The sequence below is a fragment of the Bacillus sp. PK6-013 genome, from assembly GCF_054161445.1.
On record NZ_CP096417.1, the window covers coordinates 3,859,831 to 3,875,306 of the forward strand.

13 protein-coding genes and 1 pseudogene are annotated in these 15,476 nt (G+C 48.0%); 5 read left to right on the forward strand and 9 right to left on the reverse strand.

All coding sequences use genetic code 11. The features are described 5' to 3' along the window. The first annotated feature begins 7 nt into the window (after window positions 1–7). The gene (locus M1E03_RS19480; protein WP_003178866.1) at window positions 8–751 is read left to right on the forward strand and encodes an amino acid ABC transporter ATP-binding protein; all 744 of its coding nucleotides are present in this window, start codon (window positions 8–10) and stop codon (window positions 749–751) included. Window positions 752–790: 39 nt separating this feature from the next. Here M1E03_RS19480 and M1E03_RS19485 read toward each other — a convergent pair whose 3' ends face one another. Both M1E03_RS19485 and M1E03_RS19490 read right to left on the reverse strand, forming a co-directional pair. Beyond that, window positions 791–2,515, reverse strand: coding sequence for a methyl-accepting chemotaxis protein (locus tag M1E03_RS19485; RefSeq protein WP_020450119.1), 1,725 nt, complete (start codon window positions 2,513–2,515; stop codon window positions 791–793). 14 nt (window positions 2,516–2,529) lie between these two features. Further along, the gene (locus M1E03_RS19490; protein WP_143261182.1) at window positions 2,530–4,191 is read right to left on the reverse strand and encodes a pyridoxal phosphate-dependent decarboxylase family protein; all 1,662 of its coding nucleotides are present in this window, start codon (window positions 4,189–4,191) and stop codon (window positions 2,530–2,532) included. Between the two features lie 237 nt (window positions 4,192–4,428). Between M1E03_RS19490 and M1E03_RS19495 the strand changes: the two genes are divergently transcribed. Next, window positions 4,429–4,677, forward strand: coding sequence for a hypothetical protein (locus M1E03_RS19495; protein ID WP_236808639.1), 249 nt, complete (start codon window positions 4,429–4,431; stop codon window positions 4,675–4,677). Between the two features lie 8 nt (window positions 4,678–4,685). Here M1E03_RS19495 and M1E03_RS19500 read toward each other — a convergent pair whose 3' ends face one another. Next, a complete protein-coding gene (locus M1E03_RS19500; protein ID WP_020450116.1) occupies window positions 4,686–4,874 on the reverse strand; it encodes a hypothetical protein in 189 nt (62 codons plus the stop codon). Window positions 4,875–5,238: 364 nt separating this feature from the next. Here M1E03_RS19500 and M1E03_RS19505 point away from each other — a divergent pair. After that, window positions 5,239–5,877 (forward strand): annotated as a pseudogene (locus M1E03_RS19505) (YczE/YyaS/YitT family protein); the annotation flags it as partial. A gap of 52 nt (window positions 5,878–5,929) precedes the next feature. Here M1E03_RS19505 and M1E03_RS19510 read toward each other — a convergent pair. The 3 genes from M1E03_RS19510 to M1E03_RS19520 form a co-directional block, all read right to left on the reverse strand. Further along, window positions 5,930–6,415, reverse strand: a complete 486-nt coding sequence (locus tag M1E03_RS19510) for a GyrI-like domain-containing protein (protein WP_306420067.1) — start codon at window positions 6,413–6,415, stop codon at window positions 5,930–5,932. A gap of 67 nt (window positions 6,416–6,482) precedes the next feature. Beyond that, window positions 6,483–6,797, reverse strand: a complete 315-nt coding sequence (locus M1E03_RS19515; RefSeq protein WP_306420066.1) for a helix-turn-helix domain-containing protein — start codon at window positions 6,795–6,797, stop codon at window positions 6,483–6,485. A 40-nt stretch (window positions 6,798–6,837) separates the two neighbouring features. Further along, window positions 6,838–7,653 carry an alpha/beta hydrolase gene (locus M1E03_RS19520; protein WP_143261181.1) on the reverse strand — a complete coding sequence of 272 codons (816 nt, stop codon included), beginning with the start codon at window positions 7,651–7,653 and terminating at the stop codon, window positions 6,838–6,840. A gap of 70 nt (window positions 7,654–7,723) precedes the next feature. Here M1E03_RS19520 and M1E03_RS19525 point away from each other — a divergent pair, with 70 nt between their 5' ends. Next, the gene (locus M1E03_RS19525) at window positions 7,724–8,404 is read left to right on the forward strand and encodes a 4'-phosphopantetheinyl transferase family protein (RefSeq protein ID WP_020450111.1); all 681 of its coding nucleotides are present in this window, start codon (window positions 7,724–7,726) and stop codon (window positions 8,402–8,404) included. A gap of 11 nt (window positions 8,405–8,415) precedes the next feature. On the opposite strand, the gene M1E03_RS19530 is transcribed toward M1E03_RS19525, so the two are convergent. Then, window positions 8,416–9,765, reverse strand: a complete 1,350-nt coding sequence (locus tag M1E03_RS19530) for an aminotransferase-like domain-containing protein (RefSeq protein ID WP_026580518.1) — start codon at window positions 9,763–9,765, stop codon at window positions 8,416–8,418. 135 nt (window positions 9,766–9,900) lie between these two features. Between M1E03_RS19530 and M1E03_RS19535 the strand changes: the two genes are divergently transcribed. Then, window positions 9,901–10,812: a DMT family transporter gene (locus tag M1E03_RS19535; RefSeq protein ID WP_020450109.1), complete on the forward strand. Its 912-nt coding sequence runs from the start codon at window positions 9,901–9,903 to the stop codon at window positions 10,810–10,812. Between the two features lie 46 nt (window positions 10,813–10,858). On the opposite strand, the gene licTE is transcribed toward M1E03_RS19535, so the two are convergent. Together licTE and licC are read right to left on the reverse strand one after the other, a co-directional pair. Continuing rightward, complete coding sequence (gene licTE, locus M1E03_RS19540) at window positions 10,859–11,599, reverse strand: lichenysin biosynthesis thioesterase LicTE (protein ID WP_035337259.1); 741 nt, start codon at window positions 11,597–11,599, stop codon at window positions 10,859–10,861. 3 nt (window positions 11,600–11,602) lie between these two features. Next, window positions 11,603–15,451: a lichenysin non-ribosomal peptide synthetase LicC gene (gene licC, locus M1E03_RS19545; RefSeq protein WP_458110569.1), complete on the reverse strand. Its 3,849-nt coding sequence runs from the start codon at window positions 15,449–15,451 to the stop codon at window positions 11,603–11,605. Window positions 15,452–15,476 lie beyond the last annotated feature (25 nt).

A 15,476-nucleotide genomic window follows, 5' to 3' on the forward strand; every position in this document is an offset into this window, starting at 1 on the left:
ATAGACAATGCTTGCGATCAAAGGGCTGAATAAATCCTTCGGCGAAAACGAGATCTTAAAAAAAATCGACCTGAACATCGAAAAAGGAAAAGTGATCGCCATCTTAGGGCCTTCCGGTTCCGGCAAGACGACGCTGCTTCGCTGCCTGAACGCTTTGGAAATTCCGAACCGCGGCATTCTTTCTTTTGACGATTTTACCATCGATTTTTCCAAGAAAAATAAACCGGCTGACCTCCTTCGACTGCGGAGAAAGTCGGGAATGGTGTTTCAGGCCTATCACCTGTTCCCGCACCGCACCGTGCTTGAAAATGTGATGGAAGGGCCGGTAAAAGTGCAAAAGCGCAATAAAGAAGAAGTCAAAAAGGAAGCCGTTCAGCTTCTGCAAAAGGTCGGCCTAGAAGACAAAATGGACCTTTATCCATTCCAGCTTTCCGGGGGACAGCAGCAGCGCGTCGGGATCGCCCGCGCTCTGGCCATCAAGCCAGAACTGATGCTTTTTGACGAACCCACATCGGCGCTTGATCCCGAGCTGGTCGGTGAAGTGCTGAAAGTCATGAAAGACCTTGCAAATGAGGGCTGGACGATGGTTGTCGTCACCCACGAAATCAAATTCGCGCAGGATGTCGCAGACGAAGTCGTCTTTATCGACGGCGGCGTCATCGTCGAACAGGGTCCGCCTGAACAAATTTTCTCAGCCCCTAAGGAAGAACGAACAAAACAGTTTTTAAACCGGATTTTGAATCCTGTATAAACAAAACAGCCTGATCTCTCTGGATCAGGCTGTTCTTTTTTATTCTGCGGCCAGTTTAAACTTGGATGCCGCTTGATTCAATTCTTCCGACAAAGCGGAGAGCTGCTGAATGGCCGAAGCGATTTCCTGCATACCGGCGCTTTGCTGTTCCGCTGCTGCCGCGACTTCCTCAGAACCTGCCGCCTGCTCTTCGGTAACGGCGGAAATCTGTTCCATCGCAGCCGAAATGTTTTGATACGATTTTTCGACTTTTAACAAAGACTGAAGCAACTGATCGGTCCGTTCGGCAAATTGAGAGATCCCTTTAAAAATTCCTGAAAAGTTCTCGTATGTGCCATTGATTAATATTTGCCCTTTGTCAACCGCTGCGTTTCCTTCCTGAATGCGTTCCATGACAAGCCGGCTGCTCTCCTGCGTGCCCGCCACAAGCTGGGAAACGGATAAAGCGGCATCTGCCGAGCGTTCAGAAAGCTTTCTGACTTCTCCCGCTACAACAGCAAAGCCCTGGCCTTCTTCACCGACCCGGGCGGCTTCAATTGAAGCATTGAGCGCCAGCAAATTCGTCTGTTCGGCAATAGAGGAAATCATTCCGATGACTTTTTCAATTTCTTCGGTATGGTTTTGCATCTCTGCTGCTGCTTGTTTGGACTCTTCCATCACGTTTTTAATCGTCTGGGTCTGCCGCAATGTTTCTTCGACAAGCTCCTGTCCGGTCTTGGAATCCTTGCTGACGCCTTCGGCAACGTTCTTCATCTCGTTCACTTCTTCTGTGACGTGTGTAAGCTGATGATCGATTTCGGCAGCCGATGTGTGGCAATCCGAAACGGACGAGACCACTTCGTTGATCCCCTCGCTCATGCTGTTCATCGATTCAGCCACCTGGGCCGCGCTTTCGCTCGATTCAGCCGATACATTTTTCAGCTGGAGACTCGTCTTAGATACCTCTTCAGAGGAAGCTGAAATTTGCCCAATCAATTGTTGTAAATTTTCGCTCATCCGCTTGAACGATTCGGCAAGCTTTCCGGCTTCATCACGGCTCTTGACAGAAATGTCGGCCGACAGATCGCCGTCGGCAATTTTTTCTGATGCCTTCATCAGCTGCCTGATCGGCTTCGCGATAAAAGAACCGAGAAAATAGGCCATGGCCATTCCGAGCAGCAAGACAAATGCTGCGATCGCAATTGTATACCACTTCGCTTTTGCAGCCGTCGCCGGAATCACGGAAGCATCAAGATCGATCCCCAAAATTCCCACCTTTTCGCCGGAGCTGTTCTCAAGCGGCTGAAAAATCGACTGGTGAATGCCGTATTCATCCTCATACACGTCGCTTACCGTCTCTTTGTTTGTCGTTAAGGCTTCTTTCATTTCAGGAGAAAAACTGTAATCCGTGCCGAAATCATCGGACGTATCCGACAGCACGAGAATCCGCTCCTTCCCGCCCTCATTGGAAAGGATATAGATATTTTCAAGATTGTTTTTCTTTTTCAGGCTGTCCACAGCCATTTTTGTCTGCTTGTAAAGCGGATTGTCCGCAGAATCGATTTCAAGCGGATTCCCGTCCAGACGTTTGATTTGGTTTTCAGCAAGATGAATATCGGTATAAAGACGGTTTTGGAACTGCTGTCTCAGCTGCTCTGACAAGTCTTTGCTGATATAAGTAAACACAGCTGAAAATGATGCGATCGTGATTAAAAGCACTAAGGCGACGCCAATCATAATTTTGACTGAAATGTGTTCTGTTAGCTTTTTCTTCAACGTTTTCATCGTCTATATCCCCTTTAATTTGTCATGAGAGATCCATGCTCCCGGCAGACTTCCTCAATATTTTCTTTTAAATAATCGATAATTCCCGGGACATGTTCAGGCATGGTATACGGAGAAATGACGAAAAATTTGCTGACGCAAAGCGGTATCTCAGTCCCTTCACAGGATTTCACAAGCAAGTGCTTTTTCGTATCGCCAAAAAACATCTTGTCCCTTTTTGTTCCGAGCTTTTCAAATAGTTTTTCAGTGAGTGCATTGTTTCTTTCCAGCTCTTGAACGGTGCATGCTCCCGAAATTTCGTCTTCAAATCTAGGGGCACCTTCAGGATAAATGCGAAACAGCGTAGACATGCCGAAGTTGTCCGGGTTCACAATATCGGCCTCCGGAATCTGCTGAGAAAGCTGTTCCCTAAAATGCAGGTTGACTTCAAGAAACTGTCCGAGCAGCTTTTGATAGCCTTCATAGCCAAATGCCATCAACGCGCTGTACATACTGATCGAACTGGCCATGCGCGAACATTCCAGCGTGTAGCCCGTATGGTAGTCCCCATAGCCGCGGTGGCCGACATACGGCGTCTCATCAGGATCCAGATCGATCCGTTTTAAGTCATTGCGATCTTTCACAAGAAACAGGCTCGTCACATAAGGCGTCTGTCCGAGCTTCTGAAAATCAAAACAAAGCGAATCGGCTGCGTGCAGATGCCTCATTTTTTCCTGAATCGGCTTGATCATGCTGAGAACACCGGGACTGAAGGATAAAGCGTTCTCATTCAGATCGTACTCATTAAAAAAGGCAAAAAAGCCTCCCAGGGCGGAATCGGCGTGGATATGCGGAACCGGCAGCCCGAAGCTTTTCGCCGTTTCTTCAGCCGCACGGCGGACAGCGCTCACATCATCGATGCCGATCGCATCTGTCGTTCCTGTTGTAGCTACGATATAAACGGGAATCCCCCCGGCTTCGCAGACTTGTCTAAGCTTCGCCCGCAAATCTTCCGTATCCATGGAATGGTCGAGATTTGTTTTGACTTTAATTAAATGATCGCTCCCGAGTCCTGCGGCTTCCATTGACTTATACAAGCTGTAATGAGCCGCTTCAGAACAAAACGCGTAGAAATTGCCGGGAACCCCTTCTTTCAGCGATGACGGCGCCATTTTGGCAATCGCGATTCTGAGGCCGCTGTATACCGCACCTTGTCCTCCCCACGTCGTGTAGCCTCCGCTTGTTTCGGCATCATACCCCGCAAGCTTTGACATCATCGCCGTAACTTTCACTTCCGCCTCCGCTCCGGCTGGACCGTACACATCCCACAGGTTGTTCCCATTGACCATGAACGCCGTAAGCATGCCTAATATCCCCGGGATGCTCGCCATCGGCAGAATGTTTGTGAAAAAGTATTTGGTATGATACGGATGGCCGTGCAACAGCTTCAACAGCTCTTCGTTGACCTCTTTCATCGGCGCACCTTCGTGCGGAATCCGGCTCTCTGCGACCAGCTTTTCATAAAAGAAGCCCTCACGGTTCTTCTCGCCGCCAAGGTTGACCTGATCTGGATTTTTCAGCTCGTCCACTCCCTCGATCAGCTGTTCGATCAATGATAGGAATTCATGTCTTTTCGCTTCATTTCCGTCCTCGCTCGGAAACCATTTCTGTACATCCGGTGTATTGCGTTGCTGCATGATTTTCTCTCCTGCCTTGTCTTTAATATTTCGGAAAAAGTTTTCACTTGCCATATCGGTATAATATTCCTATATTTTTAGGCCTTCGCTCAAAAAGTTCATGAAATTGTTTAATCTTTTACATTTTCTTTTAAATAAAAAAACTTCTTAACGATATATTAAGAAGTTTTCGAAACATTTGAGCGCTATTTCCGTACAATAGAATGATAAATTCATATTGGAAAGGATTTCTTTAAAATGAAACAAGAAAATGAGAAAAAAACATTCAGTATGAGAATGCTGCTCAATATGGTCGGCCTATTCGTCTTTACCGGCATGATAGTCAGCGCATATACCCAGGCTTTTTACTTGGATGAACATCTCGAGATCTACCGCTTTGTATACATGACGGCAAGAGAGTGGAAAGAATTTTTTTTGTTTGTGTCCGGGACGGCCATCATCTATTTCGTTTTGGCAAATGTTCTTTCATTCAAGAAAAAACGCTGAAGAAAAACTTAGTGCTTTCGTCTTCTCCATTCCTTCGTTTCCTCTTTAAAGGCAAGATACAGACAGACGATCAAGGCAATGATCAAAGCAATCCAAACGGGCATCGCCAGAAAAGGTGCATAGTTCAATATAAGCAACAGTGCGAGACAGGCTAAAACGGAAAGACAGATCAGCCTTACTAAAAAAATCAACGCCATTCCCCTCCTTTTTTCATAACATCTGCTGTTTTTTCCCTGCAAACTGCTGAACCGCAATGACAGCAAAGAGCCAGCCTACAAGAACGGCCCAAGCGCTCGGTTCGCCCATTGGCTCTGTCGAATAGAACTGGCAGATGATGCTTCCTCGAAAGAAACAAAGGGTTCAGGACCCTTATCAGACTCTGAATTTCTCCCCTCCACAATGGAAAATGTATCTCTACAGCTATCATACATCATTTTCATCAATTGGAATATAATCATAATTATGTAAATTGAAGAGCCGCATTCCGAAATCCGCATTTATCCGTTCTGAAGAATGTGATACAATGACAATCGATTGTTTTTTTGAAAAGAGGGGAATCCATTGAAGCGGGAACTTGTTTTGCGCTGGCTTTTTTATTTTGTCGGATTGATTGTTTTGTCTTTTGGGGTTTCTCTTACGATTGAAGGGAAAGTGCTCGGCATCGGTCCTTGGGATGCATTTCACTACGGGTTGTATATGCTTTTGGGCCTTACAGTCGGCCAATGGGCGATTATTGTCGGGGCGGTTATCGTAGGTTTAACGTCCTTATTTACAAAAGCATGGCCGAAAATCGGCGCCGTGCTTAATATGCTGTTAATCGGTATTTTTATAGATTTCTTTACTTATATTCTTCCAGACCCGGAAACGTATATTTCAAGCACTGTCGTATTCGTGATCGGCGTCATTTTTATCGGTTACGGAGTCGGCATTTATGTGTCGGCAGATCTTGGTGCGGGTCCGCGCGACTCCCTGATGCTTTTGATTTCCGAGAAAACGGGCTGGAACGTTCAGTGGGTCCGCAACGGAATGGAGCTGACGATTTTACTGATCGGCTGGCTGCTCGGCGGGCCGATCGGCATCGGCACTGTTTTAACCGCCATTTTAACAGGCCTGATTTTGCGGTTTTCTTTGCCTCAGTCCAAACAGCTTTTAAAAACAGCTATGACAGGAAGGCGCATCAGAGCTGCCAAGCCTGTACATATGTCGCTGAAAAAAAAACGGATGAGCGTTTCATCCGTTTTTCTCGTTCAGATTATTTCTGTTTTACCACCGGTATCCAAATTTCGGTGATATGGTCTTGCGCCATAATATCCCCGTCCTCAGGATAGGCTTCAAATTGCGGCGCGTTCGCCAGTTCATAGCCCGTCGCCGGAAACCATTCTGAGAAGATTCTTTCCCATGTGGCTTGAACAGCCGGATTGACGGGACCGATGGCCTCAAATACGGCCCAAGTTGCGGCGGGAATCGATTTTTCGACACAGCCGGCAGGCGTATCGGCGGTTGTTTTTTCGACCCCGATGACATAATTGAACGTATCGGCTTGATCGTTAAAATCCATGCAGACGCCAAGGAAGCCGAGCGGGCCGATATCCGGCTTTAAAGAATCGGTAAAGCCGTTGTGATTTAATTCGTTCCAAAAAGCCGGAATGTCCTTTTTGTTTTGATCATCCTTCACCGTAACCTCCAACGCTTTGCCGATCACCTGAAACGGTTCTTTTTCAACAATCTTGTAATTCATATCCTCCACTCCCTTTATTTGAATATGAAAGGATAGACGCGGAAATGCCCTGAGCGTCCTGCCTTTTTCACGGGCCTGTGAAGGGCTGATACCGTGAAGGCGGCTGAATGCCTCCTGAAAATGATTCCGGTGTGTTGTAGCCGTATTTAAAAGCAGCTTCAACCACTTTTATATGTGAAGCAGCCAGCTCCTGCGCGGCGACTGTCAGCCTTCTTTTCCGAATGTAATCGGCAAGGGTAACACCCGTCAGCATGTAGAACATCCGCTGATAATGAAATTTCGAACAGTATGCGATTTGGGCGATTTCTTCGTGTTTCAGCGGCTGATCCAAATGCTTTTCAATATAATCGATGCTTTCAGCCAAACGATTCAGAATGTCCATTGTTTCCGCTCCTCTCATTTACAACGATACTTCATGCCAATCAGAAATTCCGGTCATTCCGTGCGTTGTTGTGACAGGAGCCGAACAGCCATTTGACGGCTTCCGGAAAACGCTTCGCAAACCTCTCAAGCCGATGTGAGCCTCCTTCATCAATGACAAACTTCAGTTCTTTTTCGAAGGCGGCGCTTTCGGTTAACAGGCTGAAGGCTTCCTTCGTCCTCGGTATCATCTCCTTCTGCAGATTATCCCTGTCTGCTCCTTCCATGCTTCCAACATCCATATAAATGCGCAGATGCTCATTTTCAAAGCGGTTATTCTTCATAAACTCGGTCATTCCTTCAAACCAGAAAGACCCTGACAAAGATCCGATTTTCCCAAATGTCTTAGATGCTAAATACGCCGTGTAAACCGAGATCAATCCGCCGAACGACTTTCCGATGATTCCTGTATGTTCACGGCTTGGATTTGTTCGGTAGCGCCCGTCGATATAATGCTTGAGCCGATTGGCCAAAAAAGCGGCATATTCGTTGCCCTTCCCGCCGTACGCCCGTTTATTCGGCAGCAAATGCGGTTTGGGAAAAGGCGTGTATTCGCTTTCCCTGTCTTTCGGAGCCACTCCGACCAGCAGCAATTCCGGCACTTCCTGATTCGAAAACAGCTTTTCGATTGAGGGCAAACTGCCGCTGTGTGCCGGATCGAACAAATCGCCCAGATCGTGTACGTATAGGACGGGATAGCGGTTATTACTGCTTCCGTATGAAGGAGGAAGATAGATCAAAAGCTCCCTCCCAAAGTATGTATCTTTTATCAATGTTCCGTCTATCATGTTCATCACTCCATTCTGCACAGGTATCATGCCTATCTTTCCTGCTGCCTGTTTGCTAAAATGAAAGCAGAAAAAATATCATGTGAAGAGGTTGCATTTGATGAAGATTTACGCCGTTTATATGGATCAGCTGCCGGAAGCCGGCCAATTTAACCGAATGATGGCCATGGTGTCTGAAGAAAAGCGCAAAAAAGTGGGCAGATACAGATATCCCGAAGATGCCAGCAGGACGCTGATCGGGGAAGTGCTGGCGAGGCACATCATCAGTGAAACGTTTCATTTACCGAACGATCAGATCCGTTTTACGGAAGGAAGGTACGGCAAACCGGCAGCTGAAGGTCTGAACGACTTTCATTTCAACATTTCCCACTCCGGAAACTGGATCGTGTGCGGAGCTGGCACCAAGCCGATCGGAGTGGATGTCGAAAAAATCAAGCCGATCAATTTCGACATTGCCGAGCGGTTTTTTTCTCCTTCAGAGCACCATGATCTCATGGAAAAGGACGACTCAGAGCGCCTGTCGTATTTCTATCATTTGTGGACGATGAAAGAAAGCTTTATCAAACAGGCGGGAAAAGGCCTGTCTCTGCCGCTTGATTCCTTCTCCGTCAAACTGAACGAACAAGGACGCGCTTCGGTGGAAACTCCCCCAGGCTATCCGCCTTGCTATATCCAAGCCTATGAAATTGACCCAGGCTATAAAATGGCGGTGTGTTCCGCCGCACCTGAATTTCCAGACCGCATTGTGATGAAAAGCTGCGCTGAACTGTCAACGCTTTAAAAAGTTCCGCTCTAAAAATAAGCGGTTTCCACCGCTTGCCGCAAGCGGTCGATGCCGCGGCGGATGTCGTCTTCCTTTACATTGGACGTATTGATTTTTAATAGATTTCTTTTTGGAAAGGCCGACATATAATGAGCGTTTACCGGTTCGAGCAGGACGTTCCGTTTTTGTAAGCTTTTGATCAGACGGGACGCCGGGATCGTCCGGTCCAATTCGATGTGGGTGTGGATGGCCGGATGGCCGTGTGGATGGAATTCAAGCACATCCCCCAGTGACGCGGCACATTCTTTTAGCAGATCATGCAGAAGGCATGATCTTTTTTGATAGGAAGAACGGATCTTTTGCTTATGCTTTTCAAACATCCCGCTCTTCAAATAGATCTCCAAAGCGGCCTGAGACAGCATGGAACTGTCAATGTCGAGCAGCTGTTTGTACCGGTTGAACACATCTGTCAGAGAATCGGGCAGCACAGCGGCTCCGACCCGCAGACCCGGAAAAATAATCTTGGAGAAACTTTTCAAATAAATGACGTGTGAAGAAACGTCATAATAATGTAACGGGTCCGCCTTTTTATGATTCTCCAAATCTCCTAAAAAATCATCCTCGGCGATATAGACGTCATACTTTTCCGCCAGCTTGACGATGGCCATTTTTTCCCGTTCCGTATAGGAAGTCCCGAGCGGATTGTGGAATCTCGGCATCGTATAAAAGAATTTGATGTCTTCGGTTTGGAAAGTTTGCTCCAGCTCGTCCATATCGATGCCCTCAGCGGTTCTCTCGATGCCGATTGCGGGTATGCCGTGAACTTCAAGGTATTGAATCAGTAAATGATAGCTCGGCTGTTCGATCAGAATTTTCCGCTTCCGGTTGGGAAAAGGCATTGAAGCGAGCAGAGCGAGGGCCTGCTGCACGCCTGATGTAATAAAAATGTGTTCCTCTTTCGCAAACACCTGGCCGTTGGCAAGCTCTTTTTGTATGGCCTCGATTAATGACGGAAGACCTTTCGGCGTCCCATAGATAAACAGATCGTTTTTGTATGTGTCAATGGCTTTATTGATGCAATGCTGAAAATCGATGTATGGAAAGACATCAGGATCAGGAGCAGATGCTGAGAAATCGATCACAGCCTTTCCGGGATTTGGTCGCTGATTCGTTTTTTTCACGACGTAATAGCCGCTTTTCGGCACTGAGTAGATGAGGTGCTGTCTCTCCAGCTCGCTAAACGCCCTGATGACCGTGCTTTTGCTTACTTTGAAGCGTACGGACAGCTCGCGGATGGACGGCAGCCTGTCCCCTTCCTGAAAGGATTTGTCTTCGATCATATCCTCCAATTCGTTCATCAGCGCTACATATTTGTGCATGTTCGTCTCCTTCGCCAATCTGTAACGGTACAGATTCCGTTTTTTTGTATTGTATCAGATTTCGCTTCCGTATAAGATGACAGAAGCCGGTAAAATATCTGTATTGCATGCATACTTTAACGGAGATGATCGACTTTGAACAAATCTGCTTATGCGGCAGCTTTGCTCTATGCTTTTATCATTGGGTTTTCTTTTTTCTTTGTCAAATTGGCTCTCACTGCAGCGAATCCGGTCGATATTCTGGCCCATCGCTTTACGGTCGCTTTTTTGGCCGCGCTTTTTCCCCTTCTGCTTGGATGGGTAAAGATCGGCATCAGCATGAAAGATGCGCTGAAGGTACTGCCTTTAGCTTTATTTTATCCTGTCATGTTTTTTGCTTTTCAAGTGTTTGGGCTCGTCTACACGTCTTCGTCTGAAGCCGGCATCATTCAAGCGGCGATCCCGATCTTTACGATGATATTCGCCGCTTATTTTTTAAATGAACGGTTTACGAAGCGGCAATTCTTTTTCACCGTCTTGTCAGCGGCGGGGGTGGCCTGCATCTTTATGATGAAAAGCGCAGGCACCGGAAGCTCCGATTTGAGAGGGGCGGCGCTGATTTTGCTTTCGGCGCTTTCATCGGCGGGCTACAGTGTGCTCGCGAGAAAGATGACACGCACCTTCAATTCGCTTGAATTAACATATGTGACCACTGGTGCGGGATTTCTCTTTTTCAACGGCATCGCCGGGATCAGTCACATGGCAGACGGCACGCTGAGCGGATTTTTTGCTCCCTTCACTGATCCGGTGTTTATTCTTTCGGTTTTGTATTTGGGCGTGTTGTCATCGTTTGCGACATCATTTTTATCTAATTATGCTCTCTCAAAAATAGAAGCTGCGAAAATCAGCATGTTTAATCATCTGGCGACACTGGTGACGATTTTGGCTGGGATCATATGGCTGGGAGAATCACTTGAATGGTTTCACTTCGCAGGAACGGGGATGATTATTGCCGGACTGATCGGAGCGACGATGGTCAGGCCGGAAAGTCGGCTGAAAAAAGGCTGAAAAACGGAAAATCGGCTGTTTCAACACACCGATTTTCCGTTTTTCTTTATATTGCCGGGCCGGCCTCCTTGCGGCTGGCCGCGGCAATCGTTTTGATCTTCGCGGCTACTTGTTCCGTTTTTGCTAAAAGATACATATGGCCGCCTTTGAAATAGTGGAAATCGATCGTACGCGCCCACTTTTTCCAGCCATGCGCATCCTTCATGCATTTTTCATCGCGATCTCCGTTCAGGATATGAACAGGCGACATGAGCGGCGTATGATCCGTATGGCAGAACGTCTCAAGCGCTCTGTAGTCCGCTCTGAATGACGGCAGGAAAAAGTTCATGACTTCCCTGTTATCTTTCAGTTGTTGGGGTATTCCGCCAAGCTGGATGAGATGGTCGAGAAATGCGTCATCATTTTTGTGAGACACTTTTTGCCGCTGAATATGAGGCGGCTGAATCGCTGAAATCACCGCAGCTGCCGGAAAGATGCCTTCTTGTTCAAGCTTTTGCGTCAACCTGTAAACAACCATCCCGCCCATGCTGTGGCCGAACAGTACGAATGGAGCGGAGAGCCTCGGCTTGAGCGCCGCTATATACAGATCGACGAGTTCTTCCAAATTGTCGACAAACGCCATTCGATTTGTTCCGTGTCCAGGCGGTTCGATGGCCAGTACTTCAAAATCTGCTTTTAAATGTTCATAAAGCGGTCTGAATGATGCCGAATATCCCCCGGCAAACGGGAAACAGATCAACTGCGTGCCGCCTGCCGGCGCTCCAAACTGCTTAATGATCTCGTTCATTTATCATGCACCCCCGATTACAGCGGCACGTTCGCCCAAAATCTGTCTGATCAGATCTGCATTGGTTTTGACAAAGACGTCCGCGAGCATTTCATCATGTCTTCCAGCACCTTGATATTCATCATAAGAAGACTCCGTTCCTTCTTTCCACGTCGAAAGCCATTCCGGGAGCGGTTTCGCGTGCTCTGATTTGATCAAGTGAATCTCGCAGCTGACCGTTCCTTGATGGACAAGGTTAACAAAGTAAGAATAATAGGCTGCCATCTTTTTGGCGATGCCATCGGCAACCGTCTTGATTTTCATATATTCATTGTCCTTGTTGGCTTCCATCAGAGCAGCTGTATCAGCTTCAATTGACCGCCCTTCTAAATCGCTGACACCGTTCTTCATATATGAATCGATCATCAGCAGCTTTTCGACTTTCCGCCCGTTCTTTTCGAGTGTTTGCGCCACTTCAAAGGCGAGTCCGCAGCCGGCCGAATAGCCGATCAATGTCAGCGGCCCTTCAGGCTGAAGGCCGGAGATGGCTTCTGCGTAGCGCACGGCGCGGTCATCGCTTTCTATAAAGTCAAACGCATGAATCTTGTATTCCGGCATTTGTTCGGCCAGTTTGCCGTACACGATGCCATAGCCGAGGACAGGTGGGAATGCGAACAAATGGCGGGTGCTTTCCTGATTGAAGACGGTTTTTTTCACGTCATCCGTATGTCCGCCCTGGTCGATATAAGCCGCGAGGCCCTCGATTGTGGGCATTTCAAACAACACATTCACCGGAACATCGATGGCGAGATCTTTCAGCATCCGGGAGGTGACAGCCATAGCTTTCAATGAATGTCCCCCGATTTCAAAAAAGTTCTCGTCTATTCCGATCTGCTGTCTACCGAGAACCTCAGACCAAATGATCGCAAGCTTTTCTTCCGTCATATTGCGAGGTGCACGGTGCTCTGTTGGATTCGGCCGGCCATCTGCTTCAGGAAGAAGGCGGCGGTTGACTTTTCCGTTTGCGGTGAGCGGCAGCTCTTCAAGCATGATATATGCATCCGGCACCATGTAAGCCGGGAGATTCCGAGCCAGTTGGCGGCGAACCTCCTCGTTCGAAACCACAGCTCCCCGCACCGGGACGACATAGGCGGTGAGCGCCGCATCCCCATTCCCGCTTTTCTTGGCGATTACAACGGCTTCCTTTACGCCTTGACAGCGCATCAGCTCCTCTTCGATTTCACCGAGCTCAATTCGGTGGCCGCGGATTTTCACTTGATCATCGATCCGGCCGATGAAGTCGATATTGCCGTCCGGCAGCCAGCGGGCCAGATCCCCTGTCCTGTACATCGTTTCACCGCTGTTGAACGGATGCGGCACGAATTTTTCCGCAGTCAGTTCCGGCCTGTTTAAATAGCCGCGCGATACCCCTGTACCGCTCAGACACAATTCACCTACCGCTCCAATCGGTTGAAGCCGGTTATTTTCCGTCAGAATGTATGCATTGGTTTCGTTTATCGGCTTGCCGATCGGAATGGAAACCGCGCTGTCCTCAATGCGGTTGACCGGATAGAACGTCGCGAAGACGGTCGTTTCCGTCGGCCCGTATACATGAATGATCCTGTCCGGTCCCATGGCGGCAAATGCTTTCTTGACATGGCTGACAGATGAGCGCTCTCCGCCGAACAGAACTTTGCGAATCCCTTTCATCCACTCTGTTCCCGCATCGACCAGGAGGTTGAACAGCGCCGTTGTCACAAACATGACCGTGATGTTCTCCTTCTGAATCGTTTCTGTCAGCTTGCCGATATGGAGAATCGTCGCCTGATCGGCCACTACCAGCTTTGCTCCGTTTAAAAGCGCGCCGTACACATCAAATGTGAAGCCGTCAAACGCATAGTTTGAAAGGGACAGCAAGGTGTCTTTCTCGGAAAGGCTGATGTAGTTTGTCTCTTTTACAACTCTTGTAATATTGGCATGTGTCGTCAGATTGCCTTTCGGTTTTCCCGTTGTGCCTGACGTATACATGATATAAGCAAGGTCGTCCGGTTCGGCGGCAATTTCAAGGTTTCGCCCGCTTTCTGCAGACACCGCCGGATCGTCGATCAAGATCGTATTCTGATGAAAAGAAAGCGACGCCGCCTGTCCGGCAAGCTCTTCTTGTGTCAGCATGCAAACAGCCCCGCTGTCCTCCAGCATATACTGAATCCGCGCTTCAGGATATTCCGGGTCAATCGGCAGATAGGCGCCCCCTGCTTTTAAGACGGCGAGTATCGCGATGACCATTTCCGGCGAACGACGGAACAAAAGAGCGACAGGTTCGCCGCGGCCGACGTTCTTTTTGCGCAAAAGATGCGCGACCTTGTTCGCCTGTTCGTTCAATTCCCGATATGTCAGCGTCCGCCCGGCCGCTGATACCGCGGGTTGTTCCGGGAGCGCTTCAGCACATTGCTCAAACCGTTGCGGGATCGTCAGCCCGGTTTGCTTCCGTTGGACTTGACCGTTAAATTCATGGAGAAGGCGCTCTTTTTCCTTTTTGGATACGACACAAATGTCGTCAAGCGGCTGCTCCGGATTTCTGATGATCTCGCGAATAGCTGTCAATAGCTGTTCTTTTAGCTGCAAGATGAAAGATGGTTCGAAGACATTCCTGTTGTATGCGAGTTTCAGCAGCATTTCTTCACCCGGTGAAGCAAGCAAATTCAGATCATAATTCGATTTTTCGAAAACGGTGATATCATCCATTGTGAAGCCGAGATTTTTTTCTTCGTGCTGTTTGTTGGCTTCTTGCAGCGGATAATTTTCAAAAACGATAATGTGGTCGATCAAGTTCGGCGCTGCTATATGACTTTGGATATCATAGAGCGGCATATATTGATGCGGCTCAGCTTCAAGCGCCTGCTTCTGCAATTCAGCGACCAGCTCTGTAAAGGTCGTTTGCGCGCCAAAGGTTACCCGTTTCGGGACGACATTGATAAACAAACCGACCATGTGCTCGACACCTTGAATGTCAGCGGGGCGGCCTGACACAACTGTACCGAAGATCAGATCGCGGGATCGCTGATAGCGGCTGAGCAGCACCGACCACACCGCCTGAAGAGCCGTGCTCAACGTGGTATGATGCGCTTTTGCAAGCTGTGTGAACACTTCTGTATCTTCTTTTGGAAGTGTAAACAGCAGTTCTTCCGGCTGATTGCCGGCTTGCTCCGGTTTTTTCCGCTGTTCGCTGAATGTCGTCTGCCCTTCGAATCCTGCTAAATGATGTTCCCAGTAAGCCAGCGATCTTTGTTTGTCCTGACTTTCGAGCCATTTAATATAGTCTTTATAAGGTTTGACGGGCCCGAGGCTGTATAGCCTGTTTTCGCGGAGCGCGTTGTACACTTCAAACAGTTCCTGTACGACGATCCCGAAGCACCATCCGTCCAGAAGAATATGATGATAGCTCCACACCCATTCGTAACGGTCCTGTCCCTTTTTAAAAACCGCGGTTCTCATCGGAATGTCTTTTGAGAGGTTAAACCCTTTTTCTTTATCTTTTCGTTTATAATCTTCGATTCTCTCATTTTGTTCTGCTTCAGAAAGTCCTGATAGATCAATTTCTTCTGCCTGAAACGACCTTTCCTTTAAAACGACTTGAACCGGACGTTTCATTTTTTCATGAACGAAAACGGTTCGGAATATATCATACCTGCCGATGATGACATTCATGCTTTTTTCCAATATATCTTTTTGAAAAGAGCCTTTCACCTGCATGCTGATTTGTTCAATATAAAAGCCTTGTCCCGGATGCAGCAGCGTATGAAACAGCATCCCTTCCTGCATCGGCGACAAATAGTATATGTCCTGGACATGTTCTTTTTTGAACTGGCTCAAAATCGTATCCCCCTTTCATAGGCTC